The organism is Spirosoma sp. SC4-14, assembly GCF_037201965.1.
In the GTDB taxonomy this organism is placed as follows: domain Bacteria; phylum Bacteroidota; class Bacteroidia; order Cytophagales; family Spirosomataceae; genus Spirosoma.
Genome location: NZ_CP147518.1, coordinates 1,801,232 through 1,821,449, shown reverse-complemented (window position 1 = coordinate 1,821,449; position 20,218 = coordinate 1,801,232). Strand labels below are relative to the sequence as shown.

The following is a 20,218-nucleotide window of genomic DNA, read 5'->3' as shown; positions in this document are numbered from 1 at the left end:
TTGTAGCTAATTTGAAGAGACAACAAACTAACGCCCATTAGCAACTTTGCGGAGCTGATAAAACAGTTTTTCTACCAATCGACTATCTTCGGTAATAATGTCGGCCGACGCGATCATGCCATTTTTGTAAGCTAGCCGTTTGCCATATGTTGTTTTCAGCCCTTCGGGCAAGACAACTTTTGCCAGAAATACGCTGTCTTTAACAGGAATATCGGCAAGGGTAGCAATGCGCCCACGGATGGCTCCAAACTCCTGAAACGGATATCCTGCAAATTTGATCAGAACCCGCTGCCCCACCCGAACTTTACCGGCATTTTGCTGCGGAACGCGCAGTTCGCCATAATAATCAGTATTGGGCGGTGCCACATAAAACAACTCCTGATTAACCGTCACCGATTGATTTTCCTGCAGCACACCCGAAAAAAAGACGCGCCCGGCAACCGGAGCCGTCACTACATATTTTTGTTTCCAGACATCGGTGGCACTTTGTAGGGTGTTGAGCGTTTGCAAAAATTTGTCGCGCTCTTCGGCTACCTGCTCATCCAGTTCCAATATCTCTTTTTCTTTGGCGCGTTGCGACGTCAGATTGTTAATCAGGGCCGAAGCCGTTTGCTGGTAAGGCAGTTTCCGGGCAATATTTTTGCTTTCTTCCCGCTTTAAATCCAGTGGGGCAATCACTTTATCGTTGGCTAACCGTTGCTGAATCTCAAAATCTTCCTGCGCCAGAGCCATATCGCGGGCCTGAATGCTCTGCTGTAGTTTCAGGTTTTCGGCCAATGCCTTCAAATCGGCAATTTCCTGGCGGAGAATGGCTTTTTTCTGACTGTAAAACCCGTTCGCCAGATAAGCCCGCAGTTGAATATGCGCCTGCTCAAACGTCTGATAAGCGGTTTGTAACTCACCCAACTGATTGTAACTGGATAGTCTCAACTGGTCGAGTTTTTCAAGATCGCCTTTACTGGCGATTGCCCAGGCACGAGCTAACTCCTGCGAAAGTCGCAGTACCTCATCATGGTGGGCAGTGCTTTCGAGATAAGCCGCCACAGTCCCCGCTTTTACCACCTGATTGTCATGAATAAACAGCCGAATCAGTTTGCCATCGGTTCGGGTCAATACAGCTTTAGGCGCATTGGCCGAGGTCAACTTAAACGAAGCCCTGACCAAATCGGGATAATGAACAACCCAGGCTCCAACAAACGTCAGTACAACAGCCAGAAAGACAACCGTAATCCCCCAGCGTAGTAACCATTTGGGTGGTCGGGCCAGGAGTTCCTGTACCTCTTCGGAGCGGAGTTCGGTGAAGTAGTCTGAACCAGGATTCATGCAAGCTCCAGTTGATTTTTAACCAGTTGCCAGTAGTTGCCCCGTTTGGAAACAAGTGTAGCATGTGTGCCGACTTCAACAATTCGGCCTTTATCGAGCACCACAATCTGATCGGCGTGGCTAACCGTGCTAAGCCGGTGAGCCACCACCACTACGGTTCGTTGCCGTCCTGTGTTACTACGAAAAAAAGCATCCAGATTCTGAACAATCACGGCTTCGTTATTAGCATCCAGTGCGTTCGTTGCTTCGTCGAAAAACAGGTAGGCCGGGTCTTTGTAGATAGCGCGGGCTATCAGAATTCGCTGCCGCTGCCCCTGGCTAATGCCGTTGCCTTCGGCACCAATTTTAGTGTGCAGGCCCGATGGTAACGAATCGACAAACTCCCGCAGATTGGCGATCTGTATGGCACCATCCAATTTCCGGGCGTCGATTCGGTCGACGCCCACCGCAATATTCCGCGCAATGGTATCCGAGAAAATAAACCCATCCTGCATCACTACACCACACTGGCTACGCCAAAACGCATGGCTTACCGTTCGTAGCGAAACCCCATCAAAACCAGCATCCCCTAACCGGATGTCGCCTTTTGTGGGTTCATAGAACCGTAGCAGCAATTTCAACAAGGTAGTTTTGCCACTGCCGCTCATACCCACGATAGCCGTTGTTTTGCCTTCTGGAATCAGCAGGTCGATTGCCTGCAAAACGGGTTCGTTACCCGCGCCCGTGTATTGAAATGATACGCTTTTCAGATGCAATCCTGCCAGTGCGGGCATAGCTGTTAGCCTAACCTGCTCCGCTGGCTCTTCGTCGGCCAGGGTATGAATTTCGTTCAGGCGCTCCAGACTGATTTTGGCATCCTGCAAACTTTGCACAAAGCCAATAAGCTGCTCAACCGGACTGTTCAACTGCCCAATAATCTGCTGCATGGCCAGCATAGCCCCCAGCGACAATTGTCCGCTGATAACGGCCTGAGCCGCCAGAAACGTGATGAAGATATTTTTGCCTTCGTTAATGGTGAATGCCCCTGCCTGCTGGTATTGACTCAAGGCCAGCCCCTTCATCTGCAACCGAAACAGCCGGGCCTGCAACCGCTCCCACGCCCAGCGCATAGGCCGCTCAGCTCCGGCCAGCTTGATTTCCTGCATTCCCTGAATGAGTTGCACCAGGCTACTCTGATTTTTGGCCGACACATCGAACCGCTTGAAATCGAGCTTCCGACGTTGGTGCAAAAACAGCATCACCCATCCCACATAGAGTAGGCTGGATACCATGAAAATGCCGAAAATACTGAGATTATACATCGCCAGCACTGCGCCAAAAACAACCAGATTGACCAGCGAAAACAGCACCGACAGCGTTTGGCCCGTCAGGAAACTCTCGATGCGGTGGTGATCGCCAATGCGCTGCATCAGATCGCCAAACTGCTTGCTGTCGAAAAACGATACGGGCAACCGCATCAGTTTAACCAGAAAATCGGATAGAATACTCAGATTGACGCGAGTACTGATGTGCAGTAAAATCCAGCTTCGGATAAACTCCACCGACAACCGCCCGGCCATCAGCATTAGCTGCGCCCCCAGCACCAGATACACAAATGGTAAATTCTGCGTATTGACGCCCACATCGACCACCGACTGAGTCAGAAACGGAAACAGCAGTTGTAGCCCACTACCTACGGCCAAACCCAGCGCCAACTGCACCAGCAGCCGTTTGTATTGCCAGAGGTAGCCAAATACCCGCTCGAAACCATAGCCAGCGACCGCTTCATCGTCCTGCTCAAAAAAACCGGGTGTAGGTTCCAGCAACAGCACTACTCCCTCCTGACTGCCATTGGTTTGTGACGATAGCCAATGCTCGCAAAACTCGGTTGCCGAATAGGTTAGCAACCCTCTGGCCGGATCAGCTACGTAAACAGTGCCCAGCCCCCCGCCCCCCAAAGAGGGAGTCGTTATGAAGCTTTGGACCTCTACAGGCCATGATTCAGGTAGTGTACTGATTTCGTACTTCAAAAAAGTAGGGATACCAAAAGGAGATTGTATAGGCTCCACCTTTGGGGAGTGGGGGGCTTTTCCCCCTTTTATCCGACTTAGCCAGCTAGCGCTGGCTCCTTTGATGGCATAGATCACCACAAAATGATTCTGGTCCCAGTGGACAATACAGGGCAGTGGCGCTTCGGTTGCCAACTTCTCAAACGGCACCTTCACGCCCATGGTCCGAAAACCAATGGCTTCAGCCGCTTCCGAAATACCCAGCAAGGACACCCCTTCTTTTCCGATCTGCGCACGCTCCCGTAACGACTGCGCCGTAAACGAACGCCCATAATGCTTTGCGACCATGCGCAGGCAGGTAGGCCCGCAATCCATCTGATCGAGTTGGGTATAGTGTGAGAAGGTGGGCATTAGGGCCTGGTAAAAATTTAGTAGAAAATACGTTCAATTGAGAATCCTATCAATTGCTTCGGGCAAATCACTTTCTGCTATTTTTTTACCCGTTTTTGTATTAATGGTTCCCGTTTGAATATAGCGAATAACCCCGTCGCGATCTACAATCAGATGGTACGGATAGCCGGGCATATCCAGACTAGAAAATAAACTAGTAGCCTCAGGAATAATGGTATAGTCGAACCGATTCTTCAACAATACTTTATTAATAGTTTCCCGGTTTTCAGGTAATGGAGCCAAAAAGATGACATCGTTGGAGCGATATTTCTCTACCAGCTTATTTAAATAAGGCATCTCTTCAAGGCAAGGGATACAGGTAACAGACCAGAAGTTAAATACGGCTATTTTCCCTTTCAACGACGCATTATCAACAAAATCCCCTCGTTTATTTTCTAAGCTGAACGCTGGGAATAATTTATTCTCCCACTTGTATCGAACCGACACTATTGACTTTACTGATATAATACTAAATAAATATTCTACAGTATCTCCTTTTTCTTCCTTTTCTCCAAAAAAAATTCCTTTGCCTAATTCAGGGGTACTTACTCTTTTTATGCTATCATACTGTCCTGGCTATATAAGCTATCGGTTTCTATATTATGGTATAGAATAGTTTTTCGATTTTGCGGATAAGCCTCGTTTACAGATAAGGCTAGTGCAAACAACAAAAAAATCGCCATAAATTTATTATGTAATCAAATTATAATAAATAGCTTATTTATCGTATAGTTATCAGTCGATTTACATAAATCGGTCGACCATAAGCCGTTATGCCTTGTAGGGTTATACGAATTGTGCGAACAATATCCGATAATGGGAAACGTAACGTTGCGAAACCATAACTATCTGTCAGTAAAACAGGCTTCCAATAGAGCACATCGCGTCGATCTGCCTGAATTGAGTCAGTACCATATTGAGGTATATAGAATTGCTGTTGCGCCGGATAGCCATAGAATGTTATTTCTGGGTCATCTTGAGCAGCTATTTTTGTAGCCTCACCATTTTTAGAGTAAAAAGCAATTACCCCACCTCCTCCACGTGCTCCGTAAATAGCTCCTCCCCCGTTTTTGATAACTTCAATTCGTTCTATCTGACTGGGATTAATCATAAGCAACGCAGTGCCATCTTCATTTTCTATTACATACGAACCGTCTACTACATAGAGCGGTGGGTTGTATTTAGCAAATGAGCCTGCCCCACGAACCGTAACGCTATAGCCACCCTCCATATGCCCTCTCTCGGAAGCAGAACGCCTTTTAACCAGTACACCTGCTACACGGCCTGCCATCATATCATAAACATTAGCATAAGACATCGACTTTTCATCAAAAAGAATCGTTGCATCAGCTTCATTATGTAAACTAATCTTTCGAGCCCAACGATCATCATCTGGCTTCATAGATCGAACCGTCACTTCCTGAAGCTGGCGAGCATCTCGGTCACGATATTGATTGGTGTCAACTGCCTGACGTTCCTGCGCATTTGCAATAAATGGCCTGATCCAATTCCAGTCGAATGAGGTAACCGAATCCTCTAAAGGGAAAGAATAGCCAGGTCGGTCAATGGCCAGATGTGCCATTGGAATAGGCTTAAAACTAGTATTCATGATGCGAGCACGAACTTTGATTGTATCGGTAAGCATCAGGTCATCTAACAAAAATCTTCCTTGCTGATCGGTTCGGGCAGATCGGGCAAATGACGTTCCCGTTTTGTTCATAAACGTCAACAATACATTTGCATCAGAAATTGCTTTATTTCTTTTGTCAAGAACCAGGCCTCTTAGTAACAAACCCGTTCCCAATCTCGATATAATACTATCCGGTTCGGAGAGGCCAGCAAGTCGTCGCCATTGCTTGTTCAGCAACAAACTATCGAGTTTTCGGCGGACATTGATATGGTTACTGTTGAGGTACGAGTTGGCATTTTCGACGTAGCCGCGTAAGTCCGACATCAATAACAAATGGGTACGAATGTTCGCTACGTTTGTATCGGCAGGTAGTTGAGAAGCATCTGTAACAGACACTGAACCCATAATGGAAAGCGGTTCGCCAGTACCGTCGGTTATACGGAGCGACAGCAACACCGATTCGCGAGCCCGATACGATGCCTTATCTGTTGTCATAGTAATAACAGGCGGCAAAAATCGTTCGGGAATAAATACGAATCGTTCGGCCTGAAGGAGCCCTTGGGCATTGAATAGCATTACCTGAGCAACCCCTGCGGCTAGTTTAGTTACGGGGATGGTCAAGCGAGCTTTCCCATTCTGAAGTTGTAGTTTGGCCAGGTAGAGCAATTGCCCCCGACCCCGCATAGTCAAATAAACTGGATCAAGGGCTTGTGCTGATGATGCCTGTATGCGCACTACAAGCTGTGTACTGTCGGTAACAATATCGGCCGATAGTGCTAATCCGTTTGTTAAGACCGGCGGCAACTGTTCAGTTACACTTTCTTTTGTCAGAAACGAATTCGCCTGTTTTAGACCGTGTTCTCCCCCCATTCCATTGACAATCGGCACTATTCGTTCAAAAGCAGGGCGACCGATTACCGCATTTTGTTCAGTATAAGCTCTTAATTCATACACTCCTGTTGCCAACGAGTCCGACAATCGGAACCTACCCCATGTTCGGCCCTCGTTTACTCGCGCCCATTGATGCTGAATTAGTCGGCCTCCTGGCGCTAACAGCTCAATATGTAATGGATTTTCTTTATCAGAAACAGAACTGGATATAGGTTGAAGTGTACTCGGATTTAGTACATAGCCACTAAACCAAAGATGATCTCCTGTTGTATAAAAGCTCTTATCGATATGCAGGAATACAACAGGAGCCGGATTTATTTGGGGCTTAGACAGTACCTTCAAAAGCGTATCCGAAGGCAAAACCACTCCTTCATCAGGTTCTTTAATCGCTAATATTGCCCGCTGATTTACAGGTTTCCAATCAGCGGGCAAGAGAGTAGCTAGTCGATCTTCACTCATAGCTCCCCGTATCTCCAGCCCGTTAGATTGCGCTATCCATCCATCCGTAGTAACAATGGCATTCCCTTTAGGTAGATACAGAATTGAATAAGCATAGGGCAGATCACGATAAGGAGTTGAAACACCCTGTCGCCGGGTATAAAATATTTCCAATGGCTTTACACTAACCACCTGACGTTCAGAGGCCAGCTCCGCCGGTTTAACTAAACTGGCTACGTTAACAGAAACCGTAGGGCGTTGGCTCGACATCTGTAACACAGGAATTGAGGGATCGGTGGGTACATTAAAACTAGCTTCATAAACCAGAAAGCCCTCCTGCTCATACGTACCAGCAAGTAGACTGGCAAGTAAGTGCCGTGATGACCCCATATATACTTTTTGCCGATTTCGCTCCCAACGCTCGGCTTGTTCATCATTATCTGGCTTTAGAAGTTCAAAGCGACTGGTACCCGCATAGTGTGTAGTCTGGCGGAACGTATCAAAATGCGTTAGGTTATAGTAAAGACGATAGCCCAGAGCTTTGTTGTCGATCACAATAGGTTCTATGGCCTGCGCTTCCAACCGGCCGTCATTGAGTGTCAATACAACTTTTTCGATATTCGTAATCAGACATTTACCAGCGAAAGGCGAATTACCTAGCAGTTCCCGTTTAAAGAGCTTCAGTAGACGGTCGTAGTTTTTATCATGCTTAGCGGTAACAGTTATAGCCTGAAGAGCCTGGGTATCGGGAAGTAATGAAAAGTCAATCTTGTGATTTTGTTGATTGATTAACCGTATGGTTTGACGAACGGTTTTAAAACCAACTGACGAGACGACAACTTCGACAGTTCCTGACGGGATGCCTGCTAGTTGATAGTTACCAGTAGCATCGGCCGTTGTGCCGCGAGTCGATCCGTTCAAATAAACACTGGCAAATGATAAAGGCTGTTTGGTGGTTGCATCAAAAACACGGCCACTAATTATATTTTGGGCGTAGGTTTTGATACTAAAAATTAGTTGAAGACTAATAAATAGTCCAATTATTACTGACCTCATTTTCTAAAACTTGTATGACCAGTACATTTTCACACCAAAACTCACAACTAATACACCCTTGAATTCGCATTTCCAGTGCATGTCTCTTTTTCTTCCCTTTTGTATCCTTCTGTAGCTAACCTAACCTTGCAGAAAATAACAAAAAAAATAAATTTCTCATCTACACAATTATTTATATATAAAAAATGCTGTAAGTTAATGATATATTTACCCTACCTTAAGTTACCTACAAGAATACAATAACTATTTCCTTTTTAGATAAACATCTATTAAACCATATATCAAATTTTGATGATTTTTCAATTGGTTATTGGGTATGTATTTAGTCCTTACTATTGTGGCATTATCAATTTGGCTAAACGTTTCATATTCGTTTGGCTTTATTAAATGCCCTCCTATTCTGATAGGTACATTAAGATCCTTTAATCTAACAGGCATATCTGTTAGATTATATACATATTTATGAAAAGGTGTAACAGATGAGAAATAAAAAGTATAAGATTTAGTATAATAATCAATTTTTAAATCTTTTAATAGAGTAGAATCTTTTACTTTCCAGGTACGATCAATAATTAAAGTCGATGGTATACTTTCATTATCTGAAAGCAATATCCCATCTATTACATAGAAATCTGTCCTATCTTTTAATGTATATCGAAAATCCGTATCTAACTTTAGAACCATTTCTTTAGGCTTAGATAATAAAGAACCCTGAGCCATTATAAGCGTAGCTTGAAGAATAAATAAAATAAGGAAGACAAAGCGTTCATATAACATCTTTTCAAGATTTAGTATCATTCTGAAATATATTATAAAAGTTTTTTTTATAAAATCTACGTGGATCAATAGTCATGATATTGTATTTACAATACTAGAATATCATGACTATAATGACCTTTTTCTGATTTTAAAACACTAGGATTAGAGGCTATATTTATTTTCTCAATTTCAAATACTCATTAAGCCCATCCACAAGGTTGTGGATAAGCAGAAAGTATTGTTCGATTACAATCTGATGCCCCTTCAGCATTGAAACCATACTGAAAAGTACCACAATAATTACTGTCAGAAAAAATACTCTGGTACCTGCTGGTGGACATCCAGGGCCTCTGTTTCCGTCGTATATCCCACCGTAACTATCTCCTCCCTTAATTACTTTCATCTGTTCTTTTGAAAGCAGATTGTCGGCAAATTGCATTAAGATATATTTCAAAAATTTCTAACTATATACCAATAACTACGCCATATACAAGCATCTGTAATACCTCACTATCATACACAAACAGGTAAGACCATAATCCATTTAGCCAAGTTGAGTATAATAAAAAGATAGTATTATTATTACAAAACACAGTATATATAGAAAACGCCTATAATATGCTAAGTACATCATCCTCCCAATACTTTCCTAGCCCTGCTATGCTTTCTTAACCTTTCTGATAAAGACTGTATTAATTTCCGATCTTCATCTGACACAAAAACAGTAGCACAGTATGTTATTTGTAGCAGACTAATAAAAGAATCTGGATGGTTCTTAATATAATTAACTCCATACAAGGCATAACCTTTTTGACATGCATTAAAAGTACTATCGCGCTTATTTTTTAATTGAATATAATAATAGTTTCTTGAATCTATTAAAGTAAGCAATGTATCTAATCGCCTTACAGGTTCAATAAATTGAGCTATTCTAGTACTATCGAATGATCTCAACTCTTTAGTTAATGAAGAATTCTTAACTACCGAATCTGTAAAACTTTCTGCGTTAATATCAAAAATTATATTATTATCCCATACAAATATAATAGTATATTTATTAGCGGGATTTTGTAGCTGATATGCATCCGTCTCTTCTAAACTAGCTGCATAATAAAAATTACCATCAATAACAGGTATTCTATAAACCAGTTTTCGACTAAACAAATTCTCAAATTTATATAAATACAAAAACCTTATACTTCTATCATCAAGTCTACCTGATATAGAATAAAAATTATTAGCTAATGCATCAATAGAAAAAAACAACAGAAACAAAAAAACTTTCATTGTTTTAAAAGGGTGTAATTCAAAACTTCGTTTGAGCAGTTTTTAGGAGGTCGGTGACCTGATCAAACTTGCTACTTTTATAGGCTACACGTAGCCGCAGCATATTGTCACAGCCCACGTTCACCCATCGTTGCCCCGACCGTTTCATGCGTACCTGTAGCACCGTCCGGTGAGCCGCTTCAATAGGGCCGCTACCAATCAAAAGGCCTTGCTTTCGGTAGTCTCCATACCGCATCCGATGCCGGTTAGTGAGCAAGTAACCCACCACCCGGTTCCGTTCATCAACCGACAAATGAACCAGTTTGGCTACACTTTTTTCTACTTCCTGGCTCTGATTATTCAATAAATAGCCCTGTTGAATAGTGAGCCAGTTTTGGGCCCAAGGCAAGCCTTTAGCGGCCAGAGCTAGTTTTTCAACTACATGATAATAGTCCAGAATATGAGTTGCATCAGGATAAGTAGCCGATAACCAGTTACCTATCCACTCCGCCCCGTCGGTTACGAACACTTTTCGAGCCCGACTCAAGGGCGGCAGCAGTTGTTCAAAGGCAGGGGTAAATCCGCCATAATGCCCTCGATGAGCAACATACTCCGAAGAGTCGATCGGAGCACACATACCCGTCTTTTTCTGAGCCTGAGCCACAAAAACACGGCCTAGTTTGGTTTCCTGCCAGCCCAAATCAGTAAACAGCATACTTCCGTCAACCATACCATAGATCACTGATTCAGGTTGGTTCTGCTGGTGTTTCAACGCCACGAAAGGGGCATGAAGTTGGCTCTCTGGCAAAGCGTGGGCTAAAGTCTGGCAGATCCGATACACTTGGGCTTGATTAACTGCAATACCCAACAGCTTTTCGACCAACTCAGGCACTTGCTTATAGACCGTCAGGCAGCCCAGCAAGGCGAGTTTATCTTGTAAGTAAGGGCTGGTTCGGGCACCCTGAGTGGGTAAGCTAAAGGTATGGCTGGTAGCTATTTGGAGTTTTCCATATCGACTACGGACAATGTTTTTTTCGGTTGTCCTTGGGCACTGGCCCGATGGTTTGCTCCAAAACAGCCCGGCCTAAGTCGGTCCAGATTTGGTCAAATTCTTTTTCATATTGGTAAAAATCGGTCTGCTTTTGCAGTTGGGTTAAGGCATCGAAACGGGATTCGGCCAGGGCTAGGTACTCCGCTTTAGTCATTAGGATGGAGAAAAATAGGGTCTACTTTAAGAAGTTGTTGGGGAATTGAGAAAGGCTGGTAGTCGAGTCAACTTTGTATCGACCAAGAAACAAATGTATGACTTCTCAGTGGCAACCACTGACCGACTACCAGTGGGCAACAATATCGCCTTTTTTTGATCTTCAGCGCAAGCGTAAACATGATCTTCGACAAATGGTAGATGCGATTTTATGGCTGCTCCGTACAGGATGTCAGTGGCGAAATCTGCCCCCTGACTGGCCCCATTGGCAAGCTGTTTACTATTACTTTGAGCAGTGGAAGGCTAAGGGCACCTTCGAGCAAATGAATGCGGCCTTAAACCAACTGGATCGAGTCAACGCCAATCGAGAAGCCTACCCCTCGGCGTTATGTATTGATTCACAATCGGTTAAGCTATCACCAATGATTGACAGCTACCGCGGTACCGACCCACACAAACGCGTTAATGGGCGCAAACGAACTTTCGTCGTTGATACTCAAGGCCGACTCTGGGTGGCGGATGTAGATGCGGCCAATCAAGCCGATGGCCCACTCGCTAAACAACTTATTGAATCGATACTTTGGCGTGCAGGCGACCGGCTGGAAAAGATTTTTGGCGACCAAGCGTACAATGGAGTGTTTGGGCGTGAGCTGGCTAAGTGGAGTATCGAACGCTCCGGCGTCCCGGTTTGAAAAAGCCTCCCGGCCTGAATCAGCGCGTGGTTTTGTGCCGGTAGCCAAACGCTGGGTGGTGGAGCGCAGCATTGCCTGGACGAATTATTTCCGGCGGATCGCTAAGGATTATGAGCATACAGTATCTTCTTCGGTCAGTTGGCTCTATCTGGCCAATAGTCAGATCATGTTACAACGAATCGAGACGTTTTACCAAATGTAATTCCCCAACGCACTCTAAAGATAGGTAAAGAAGGCGAAGTTTTGAATTACTCGCAATTCATTTGATTGAGTTTTACATAGTAAAAAAATATAAATATAATTTATTGCAAATTTTCATTTATTATTACTTGAAAATAATCGATGAATTTCTCTTTTCAGAGCAGTATCAGATGGCCTTTTTGCATTATCTACAATTATTTTCCCATTCTCATCTATTAAAATATATCTTGGAATAGAAACTGTTAAATTTTTATAGATCATCTTTTTTATAGAGCTTTTCAGGAGTGCATCTGCACGAACATGGCTACCAATTAAAGATAAGCTTTTTACCTGCTTAATCCATTCATCTTCTTTAGATTTATCATCAATACTAATATACAAAAGCTTAACATTGTAAGAACTCATAAATCTATAGAAATCGTCATTATAATACTTAAATTCTTTTTTACATGGTAAACACCAAGTCGCCCATAAGTCAATGTATAGTCTTTGCTTGTTAAAGTTCTCTTTTATTAACTTATCCAAGCTTACCCCCTCGTCTTTTATTATCTTAAATCTATTACTTAATTCTTTTTTAATGCACGGATTATCTTTCTCAATAAAAAAAACTAATTCATCATGATTATAATATTTTTTGTATTTATTAAACAGTTCACAATAGTCATACATCTCAGGACCTAAATCCATATATATAGCCAATGCCCTCCCCCATAAGTAATCTTTTAACTTTTCAGGTGCTAATGATATATAAGAAACTTCATCAATAATTATTTCAGATGTATCTATTTTAGCTTTTTGAGTTTTGTATAGCTCTTCAAAATAAGTATCATAATATGGATGTCCTATAGTACAAGAATACAATTTAGGATTTAAAGGATCTACCAATCTAAATAAATCAGATTTTATTTTACTACTTTTATTACCTTCTCGAAAAAAATAGTCGCACATTTTACCTACTTCCGAAGCAAGCACACTGTGTATACCTACTTTCATATAATCGGCATATACTTTTGTAATCAAATTATTTTCATATAAAGAATCAAGCCAATTCACCTGAAATTGCATATCTTTTTTAACATATTCCATTAAAGAGTCAGGCCTATCCGTACTATGCATTTCAAACAAATTCCTAATATTATAGAACTTTTCTATTGGAATTTTATTGTAAATTTCGTTAAAGTATTCATTACCTTTGGAATTTACGCCTTCTATCTCCAACCAATTGTGAGCTACATCATTTTTATCGTTGATGGAAATACGAAGCGTGTCATTTGGTTCTACTAATAAAAATATTGCCTGCTGGCTAAGTACCATTTTAACAAATGAGGGATTATCCACTTCAAAATCAACCATAAATTGCCCCAAGCTATCTATTTTTATTATAGAATAGAATTCATTATTGCCGAAGTTTTTAAAGGGCTTATAGCAGTACAATTCACTATTATTGCTATTCTTGACATTTCCTTTTATTAAAACGCGAGCAAATGCTGTCTTAAATAGCAGCATATTTAAGAGGATCAAATAAAAAAAAAGTCGCATAGTCAAACAAATCTTAATTAAATATTACAAATAATTATTCAGAAATTCTCACAAACCTACAATATCTTACAACTAAGGCTCCTTGTTCTTTTATAAATAGTTTGAGACAACCAAAAAGCTATCTCAAACTATTTATATTTTATTACTGATAAGCACAAGAACCTCCAGCACCATTACAATATTTTGCAATATCGTTAGAAACCTGGATTAAACTTGGTTGACCTTTAGGGTAATACCATGTACCTGCTCCCTGTGTACATGAACAAGTATATTTTCTAAGAGTACTTCCCCCTGTGCCTCCAGTATCACCTCCTCCTGTCAAAGAAGGTGTACCACCTTGTACTTTTTTCATTTGATCTCTAGAAAGTATTCCTTCTGAGAAATTAGCCAGTACTTTTTTCATAATTAAAACTAATTAAAGTTAAACACTTGATTTAGCTAAATCCAACCTTAAATTCATTGCAGGTAAATAATTCACCAACCACCGTAGATCACTTAACCGATACAGTTCAGGCAATCGGTAGCCATCAATAAATAGGGTAGGCGTTATCTGAATGTTAGCCAGTCGGCACCAATTCGTATGCCGCTCAGCCATCGAATGCCAATCGGTACCATCAGCATTCACCGGATATTTTTTGATCCAGGTATCCACATTTTTTTCTGCCGACTCATACCAGTCTCTTAATGCTAAGGCCGCTTTTCCGTGTTGGCCCAATGCCATTACCTGTATGGCTACCTGCGTTGCCGGTCCCTCTGCGCCATCGCAGGTAAACATGATCCTGGCGTTAACATCATCGTTGCGGTTAAGCAGTGCTTCCAGTTCTTTATGTGTTCGGGCGCAGGGTCCGCAATAGGGATTTGTTACCATCGTGATGGTATGGCCAGCATCGGGGTTTCCAAGCAGAATGGGATGCAAATAGTCGGAAACAGGTGGCATTGTCGGCTGTTGCGTTAGCAATGCCTGAAACAAATCGGGGTTGCGCTTCAACCGTAGTAGTTCGTCGTGTTCACGACGGCTTTGAGGATGATTGGCTAACAGCGGCTTTAGCAGCACCCACGCAAGCGCAGGAACCAGAAAAGCAACGCCGAGTATACAATACGCCTTTACCTCAACGGGCAGTATGCCAGCGTGCAGTATGGCCATAGTGCCTTCTGCCAACAAAACAGTCTGCACACCCAGGCATAACAGGCACCATTGCCTCAGCACACGCGCCTGATAATAAACCGAGAATACCGTGTAGGGCAAAGCCAGCAACGCCAGCCCGTATAAAAGCAAGCGAACAGACGGGGCCATATTCAGCGCTAAAACAGCGCAAAACCCACCCGCAAAATAAAGCAGTCCAATGTCAGCCCAGCTTAACCAGCCCCAGAATTTGGCGGCTGGTGAGTTCAGTACACTATCACAATTGGTTTTAGTACCGATCCGGCACAGGCGGTCGGCAAGGGCGTTTTTACTACCCAATTGCTTAGTAACCAGCAAGCCACTGAGCACAAGTCCAACCGTTTTGGTAGCTAGCAGGAGCCAGTCCGCAGCGGCCAATATATGGGCAACATTCAGCATAGCGGCCAGTAGCACCAGCAGTATTCCAACTAGCACAAAAGGCCCTCGCAGATTGTTGAGAACTTCCTGTTGGCGCTTCGGGGCATAATCCACCTCACCAGCCGATTCATCTGCCTCCGCCACCAGCACGACACCCGACCATTTTTGCTCAAAATCAGCAACCGGTTCCACTATGCGCCCGTCCGTCGGGTCGGTATACCTAATGGTGTTGCCTTGCAGAGCGGTTACCAACACATACCAGCCACCTTGTTTATGAAGATGGGCGATCAGCGGAAATGGAAGCTCACGCAATTGCTCGACCGTATTGAGTTGCAAGGCCGTGTTATCGATCTGCCAGTCGGTCAACACATCGCTCATACTGAGCAGACTCGGAAAATCGGGATGCGCTGCCAGTGCCTCCCGAACCGTTGCCTGTGTTACCCTGGCTCCTGCCTGTTTCAGCAACAGCCGAAGTGCTGCAGTAGCATTATCGTCGGTTAGCGCGTTCAGGAGAGCCATAGTCCGGGCGGTTGAATGGCTCAAAGTAATATGTTAACACCTTACGATATTATTCATATTTATTCAATTTTTATTCATATTTTATTCAAGAGTATACCGCTTACTAAAAAAGTAGTTAAATAATTAGTCTACACAAAATTTAAACTACTGAATATCAATCTATTAAAAAAAAAAACGTTTTAACATAGCGAAATAAATAGTACATAAAATACAATTAACTACGTTATTTATATCTCAAATACACCATAAAATATACTTACCTACACCATGTCCCTATCCTATAACGTAAAGCAGTTTCGAAAGGCAAAAGGTCTCTCACAGGAATATATGGCCGAAAAACTCCACATGAGTCAGCCTACCTACCATCGGCTCGAAAGCAGTGACCGGCGTTGCGAACAGTTTTTATGTCAACTGGCCGACGCCCTGGAAACGACTACCGATGCCCTTCGAAACGATCAAACCACAACAGAAACAGAATCCGCCAATACTTTATTGACTGAACAGGCAGCAATCATTGAACAGCAACAAACTGAGCTAACTTTTCTGAAACGGTATACACACTATCTGGAAGCCACATGGCGGGAATATGGTAGTGGTAGACGCTAGCAGTACCATTGAAACCTCTCCTTAAACCAGTTACCACCCCGCTGGAGCTAATCCGAACTGGGCCGATGTAAAATTGTTCTGGCATTCGCCGGGGGGAGTGAACGTATTCTTGTAGCGATTCAGAAACTGGTTGTAATTGATCGTATCGGCCCGAATCACCAGCCGCTGCATACTCACGGCCGACGCCCCGAAAAAACCTAATGCCCGCTCCGTTGTATCGGCTTTCTGATACACATTGCCTTCGATAGACGCCGGTTGTGGATCGAACAACGACCCGGTGCGGGTGCGCTGTTCGTCAAAAAGTTTCCAGTACTGATAGGCCGCCCGGCTGATGGAATATTGCCTTACCTCGATATACTGCTTACCAACGGCATAAACCGGCGAATTGAACACGGTTCGTCCGGTAATCCGATTGCCATTAACGAGCCCATCGGACAATACGTTAGTTAAAGGTCCATAGTAAGGCACCAGACACGAACAGGTGTTGCAACTACTATGCTGAGGGTCAGTGCCCGTCCAGCGCCAAACGTAGCCGTAGGCCGACCAACGGTAATAATCCTCGGGCGTATCCGGGTCTTTTGTGTCGATCATCACCTGATAATAGTCGGGTTGTTTCGTCACGGTAGCCTGTCGTTTGTATTCGGCATACACCTGCTCGATGGGCGCTACGGGCTTCAACAGCTCAGGACTCGAAACGTAGGTTGCGCCGTCGGGGAGCACAACGCGCAGGGTATAACTGCGGTTTATCTGGCCGCGAAAGGACGGATCTCGCGCCCAGTAATAAGCGGGTTGCAACGGGTCCTGTTCCAGCCGGACGGTTTGGCCACGGTCGTCGGAAATGGTTGCGATAGCGCCATTGATAACGAGGTCTTCGGGAAATATCCCACCCGACGAATAAGCCCCCGACAGGGTCAGCTTGATTGGATACGGCGGTGCCTCATCAGTAATGTACCCATCAACAACCAGACGAGACGCTGTCTGACGGATAGGCAGATACACTTCATCGACACAGGCCGATAGCCACAAAAACAGACTCGCCAACAGCCAGCTAAACCAGCCAGTCTTTAGTCGGGAGAAATTTCCAGTCAACACGTTTGCTAAATAAAAAAAACTACACAAACCACTAAAAATCAATACATTAATCACAAAAAAAACGACTCCCACACGCACTCTTTCACTCTTTCACTCTTTCGCTCTTTCACTCTTTGCCTACGGTGCGAATTCCCAAAAGTCGGTGCAGCCTATTATACGTTTGGCTGGCGAATCGGTTCGGGTCTGGTTTTCGTACCCGAAGCCGATGTAGGTGCGCGTTTGCCTGTTGGATGGGCTAAACACAACTACATAGGTATTGCCCTGCCCCGGATAATCGGTGTGGTATTGCCACTGGTCGGTAGCCGGGTCGTATTGCCACAAGTCACGAAGCCCCTGTTGGTTTGCATCGGTTCCCAGCCCATAGTACCCTTTGTTTTGTACCGAGAAACCAATTCCCCGCGAACGCGCCTTACCCGGAAAATCAGCTTTGCGAATCCATACATCTGCCCCCGAATCATAAGCAAACAAATGTGGCTGCTGCCCCGGCACCTGATTGACCACATAGCCCATTTCGCCAATGCTAAAGGTGGCCAGCACGCCCGGTGCTTCGGGCAACGGCGCACGATCTTCCTGATCTAAATCGGCATAGATCCGACGCATGGCCGGTGAGCCGTTGTTGGTCAGGAAATAGGCCCATTCGGTGGTAATAAAATAGGCAAGTTCGCCCGGTTGCCCCCCATAAAAAGGGATAACGTCGGTGAAAAAACCGTTCAAAATGGCGTACATATCGCGCTGGTAGGCATACTTGCCCGGAATTTCGTCATTGACCAGATAGCCTAGCCCGTAGAAGTAGGCCAGATCTTTGCCCTGAAAGAAGACATTGTACTCAACCATTCCCCGGCGTGGTGGCAGGCTAGGCGCATCCGTAGTAAACCATTGGTTGGTTCGATAGCTATATACGTTACTCTGCCATTGGTCATCGTCGACGTAACGGGTTAGTCGTACTAGTTGCCCCGACAGGTCGTCGCTACGGTCAATAACAGAGCCCGTATATAGGCCATCGTTAAAAACAAGATGCGCCAGGCGTTTCCAGGGATTGTAGGTTGCGTGCGTATAGATTCGCTCAACTGTAATGGTATCTTTCTGATTATAGAGAAAACCAAGTCGAAGGCGATACGATTGCCCCGCCGAAAGGTTACTTAGGTTAAAGGTAGTAAGGTTAAATAAATCAAGCTGTTCGATACTCCCCTCGCTAAGCGTAGCATTTGTGCCGTTTCCGGCGCTGTTCAGTATGGTTAGCTGCCACTGGGTTCGCTTGATGGTTGTGGTGAGTTTTACGATCACTTCGGCCGTATTGCTTCCCGTCGACTGTACCGATACTAATGCTGCCTGATCGGGCAGTATGGTTTGGGTATTGATAATCGAAGCAGGTTCCACAGTCGTTTGGCAGCTCCAATGGCCTACCAGAATACCTGCAATAAGAAAAAACAAAAGTCTACGCATGAATCGTTCTCCGATGCTACCATACGCCACAAGGCTACGGTTGAGTTAACTATGTAGCCAATTCCAGTAAATTCCATACAATATTATTCATATTTTATTTTATTCCACAAGATACACATGCCCGTCCGTGCTTACATTTATTAAACCTCAAACCGCTCCAAATACAGTAGAATTTCGGCCTGTTGCATTTCTTGGTATAAAGTAAAGAACTGGCCTTTAACTCCTTGCAACCATGACACTCCAGCCCACCCGACGGGAATTTCTGAAACAGAGCAGTGCAGCAGCACTTAGTCTGGCCTTTTTCCCCAGTATGAAACGGAAAGTTGCCCCCAGCGACCGCGTTCGGGTAGCGCACATCGGAATCAACGGCATGGGAACCAACCATCTGAAATGGTTTGCCAACCTGCCCGAAGTGGATGTGGTAGGGTTATGCGATGTTGATGAAACACATCTGGCCAAAGCACTGGATACGCTGAAAACGATAAACCGTGAAACTGGTCGGCCAGAAACGACGGCGAAAACCTACGCCGATTTCCGGCACCTCCTCGACCGTAATGATATTGACGCCATCACCTGCGCCACGCCCGACCACTGGCACGCGCAGGTCGCGATTATGGCATTTCAGGCCGGCAAAGATGTATATGGCGAAAAACCTCTCTCCTACAACGTCCGCGAAGGCCAGCAAATGCTCAAAGCGCTGAACCGCTACGACCGCATTTTTCAGCTCGGCACCCAAATTCATGCAGGCGACAACTACCACCGGGTGGTTGAAATCATACAGAGTGGTGCTATCGGAAAAGTGCATACGGTTCGGCTCTGGAAAACCGGTTTCCCGCCCGTGCTGGGACCAGCCAAATACCAGAACCCACCTTCGACCCTAAACTGGGATATGTGGCAGGGTCCGGCTCCCGTTTCGCTCTATACGCCCGAACGCTGCCACTTCACCTACCGCTATTTTCTGGATTATTCGGGTGGCGTTTTTCAGGACTTCTGGTGTCACATTGCCGATGTGGTCTGGTGGTCGATCAATCCAACGGGTCTGAAACGTATTTCGGCCAAAGGCGAAGCACCGGAAGGTATCGGCGACGCGCCCAAATGGATCGACATCGACTATGAGTTCGACGGACTGAATCTGCACTGGACCAGCACACCGCCCAACGTGCCCGGTGCCGAAAAACGGGGTATTGGCGCTTATTTCGAAGGCGATAAAGGAACACTACTCTGCGACTACAGCTCCCGCGAAATCACGATCAATGGTGTAACGATGACCGATATACCCGAAATTCCGATTACGCTCGAACGGTCGCCGGGGCATCAGCAGAACTTCATCGACTGCGTGAAATCGCGCAGGCAACCCGAATCCAATCTGGCTTATGCCCGACAAATGACGATGCCTATGCACCTTGGCCTGATCTCCTACCGGCTTGGCCAACCGCTGGAGTGGAACGCCCACAAAGAGAAATTCAAACACAATCATACCGCCAACACCATGCTATCGCGACATTATCGCAAAGAATGGAATCTGGTATAGATTGTGGCTCTTGCCGCCCATACCTAAAAGGTTTTCAAAACCTTTTAGGT

Annotated in this window: 17 protein-coding genes; 4 read left to right on the top strand and 13 right to left on the bottom strand. The window is 44.7% G+C overall.

From position 1 onward, the window contains the following. Window positions 1–27: 27 nt before the first annotated feature. The 8 genes from WBJ53_RS07310 to WBJ53_RS07275 form a co-directional block, all read right to left on the bottom strand. The gene (locus tag WBJ53_RS07310; protein WP_338875414.1) at window positions 28–1,323 is read right to left on the bottom strand and encodes an HlyD family efflux transporter periplasmic adaptor subunit; all 1,296 of its coding nucleotides are present in this window, start codon (window positions 1,321–1,323) and stop codon (window positions 28–30) included. Continuing rightward, window positions 1,320–3,722, bottom strand: coding sequence for a peptidase domain-containing ABC transporter (locus WBJ53_RS07305; protein WP_338875413.1), 2,403 nt, complete (start codon window positions 3,720–3,722; stop codon window positions 1,320–1,322). Before WBJ53_RS07305 ends, WBJ53_RS07310 begins: the two co-directional genes overlap by 4 nt. Window positions 3,723–3,755: 33 nt before the next feature. Continuing rightward, window positions 3,756–4,208, bottom strand: a complete 453-nt coding sequence (locus WBJ53_RS07300) for a TlpA disulfide reductase family protein (protein WP_338875412.1) — start codon at window positions 4,206–4,208, stop codon at window positions 3,756–3,758. Between the two features lie 274 nt (window positions 4,209–4,482). Continuing rightward, complete coding sequence (locus tag WBJ53_RS07295; protein WP_338875411.1) at window positions 4,483–7,776, bottom strand: carboxypeptidase-like regulatory domain-containing protein; 3,294 nt, start codon at window positions 7,774–7,776, stop codon at window positions 4,483–4,485. A 243-nt stretch (window positions 7,777–8,019) separates the two neighbouring features. Continuing rightward, window positions 8,020–8,574, bottom strand: coding sequence for a hypothetical protein (locus WBJ53_RS07290; protein ID WP_338875410.1), 555 nt, complete (start codon window positions 8,572–8,574; stop codon window positions 8,020–8,022). Window positions 8,575–9,165: 591 nt separating this feature from the next. Further along, window positions 9,166–9,822: a hypothetical protein gene (locus WBJ53_RS07285; protein WP_338875408.1), complete on the bottom strand. Its 657-nt coding sequence runs from the start codon at window positions 9,820–9,822 to the stop codon at window positions 9,166–9,168. Between the two features lie 19 nt (window positions 9,823–9,841). After that, window positions 9,842–10,579, bottom strand: coding sequence for a hypothetical protein (locus tag WBJ53_RS07280; protein WP_338875407.1), 738 nt, complete (start codon window positions 10,577–10,579; stop codon window positions 9,842–9,844). 238 nt (window positions 10,580–10,817) lie between these two features. Then, complete coding sequence (locus WBJ53_RS07275; RefSeq protein WP_338875406.1) at window positions 10,818–11,006, bottom strand: hypothetical protein; 189 nt, start codon at window positions 11,004–11,006, stop codon at window positions 10,818–10,820. A gap of 97 nt (window positions 11,007–11,103) precedes the next feature. On the opposite strand from WBJ53_RS07275, the gene WBJ53_RS07270 reads away from it, so the two are divergent. Together WBJ53_RS07270 and WBJ53_RS07265 are read left to right on the top strand one after the other, a co-directional pair. Further along, complete coding sequence (locus WBJ53_RS07270; RefSeq protein WP_338871321.1) at window positions 11,104–11,697, top strand: IS5 family transposase; 594 nt, start codon at window positions 11,104–11,106, stop codon at window positions 11,695–11,697. After that, window positions 11,651–11,899, top strand: a complete 249-nt coding sequence (locus tag WBJ53_RS07265; protein WP_338871319.1) for a hypothetical protein — start codon at window positions 11,651–11,653, stop codon at window positions 11,897–11,899. Before WBJ53_RS07270 ends, WBJ53_RS07265 begins: the two co-directional genes overlap by 47 nt. A 113-nt stretch (window positions 11,900–12,012) precedes the next feature. On the opposite strand, the gene WBJ53_RS07260 is transcribed toward WBJ53_RS07265, so the two are convergent. The 3 genes from WBJ53_RS07260 to WBJ53_RS07250 all read right to left on the bottom strand — a co-directional run bounded on the left by WBJ53_RS07260 (window position 12,013) and on the right by WBJ53_RS07250 (window position 15,496). Then, window positions 12,013–13,404 carry a redoxin family protein gene (locus tag WBJ53_RS07260; protein ID WP_338875405.1) on the bottom strand — a complete coding sequence of 464 codons (1,392 nt, stop codon included), beginning with the start codon at window positions 13,402–13,404 and terminating at the stop codon, window positions 12,013–12,015. Window positions 13,405–13,579: 175 nt separating this feature from the next. Then, window positions 13,580–13,840 carry a hypothetical protein gene (locus WBJ53_RS07255; protein WP_338875404.1) on the bottom strand — a complete coding sequence of 87 codons (261 nt, stop codon included), beginning with the start codon at window positions 13,838–13,840 and terminating at the stop codon, window positions 13,580–13,582. An 18-nt stretch (window positions 13,841–13,858) separates the two neighbouring features. Further along, window positions 13,859–15,496, bottom strand: coding sequence for a vitamin K epoxide reductase family protein (locus WBJ53_RS07250; RefSeq protein ID WP_338875403.1), 1,638 nt, complete (start codon window positions 15,494–15,496; stop codon window positions 13,859–13,861). Window positions 15,497–15,763: 267 nt separating this feature from the next. Here WBJ53_RS07250 and WBJ53_RS07245 point away from each other — a divergent pair, with 267 nt between their 5' ends. After that, on the top strand, window positions 15,764–16,102 hold the full coding sequence (locus tag WBJ53_RS07245; RefSeq protein ID WP_338875402.1) for a helix-turn-helix transcriptional regulator: 339 nt from the start codon (window positions 15,764–15,766) through the stop codon (window positions 16,100–16,102). Between the two features lie 30 nt (window positions 16,103–16,132). Here the strand turns inward: WBJ53_RS07245 and WBJ53_RS07240 are convergent, their stop codons facing one another. Both WBJ53_RS07240 and WBJ53_RS07235 read right to left on the bottom strand, forming a co-directional pair. Next, window positions 16,133–17,191, bottom strand: a complete 1,059-nt coding sequence (locus WBJ53_RS07240; RefSeq protein WP_338875401.1) for a DUF4249 domain-containing protein — start codon at window positions 17,189–17,191, stop codon at window positions 16,133–16,135. 120 nt (window positions 17,192–17,311) lie between these two features. Then, window positions 17,312–18,571, bottom strand: a complete 1,260-nt coding sequence (locus WBJ53_RS07235; RefSeq protein ID WP_338875400.1) for a hypothetical protein — start codon at window positions 18,569–18,571, stop codon at window positions 17,312–17,314. 298 nt (window positions 18,572–18,869) lie between these two features. On the opposite strand from WBJ53_RS07235, the gene WBJ53_RS07230 reads away from it, so the two are divergent. Continuing rightward, the gene (locus tag WBJ53_RS07230) at window positions 18,870–20,168 is read left to right on the top strand and encodes a Gfo/Idh/MocA family oxidoreductase (protein ID WP_338875399.1); all 1,299 of its coding nucleotides are present in this window, start codon (window positions 18,870–18,872) and stop codon (window positions 20,166–20,168) included. The last annotated feature ends 50 nt before the right edge of the window (window positions 20,169–20,218 follow it).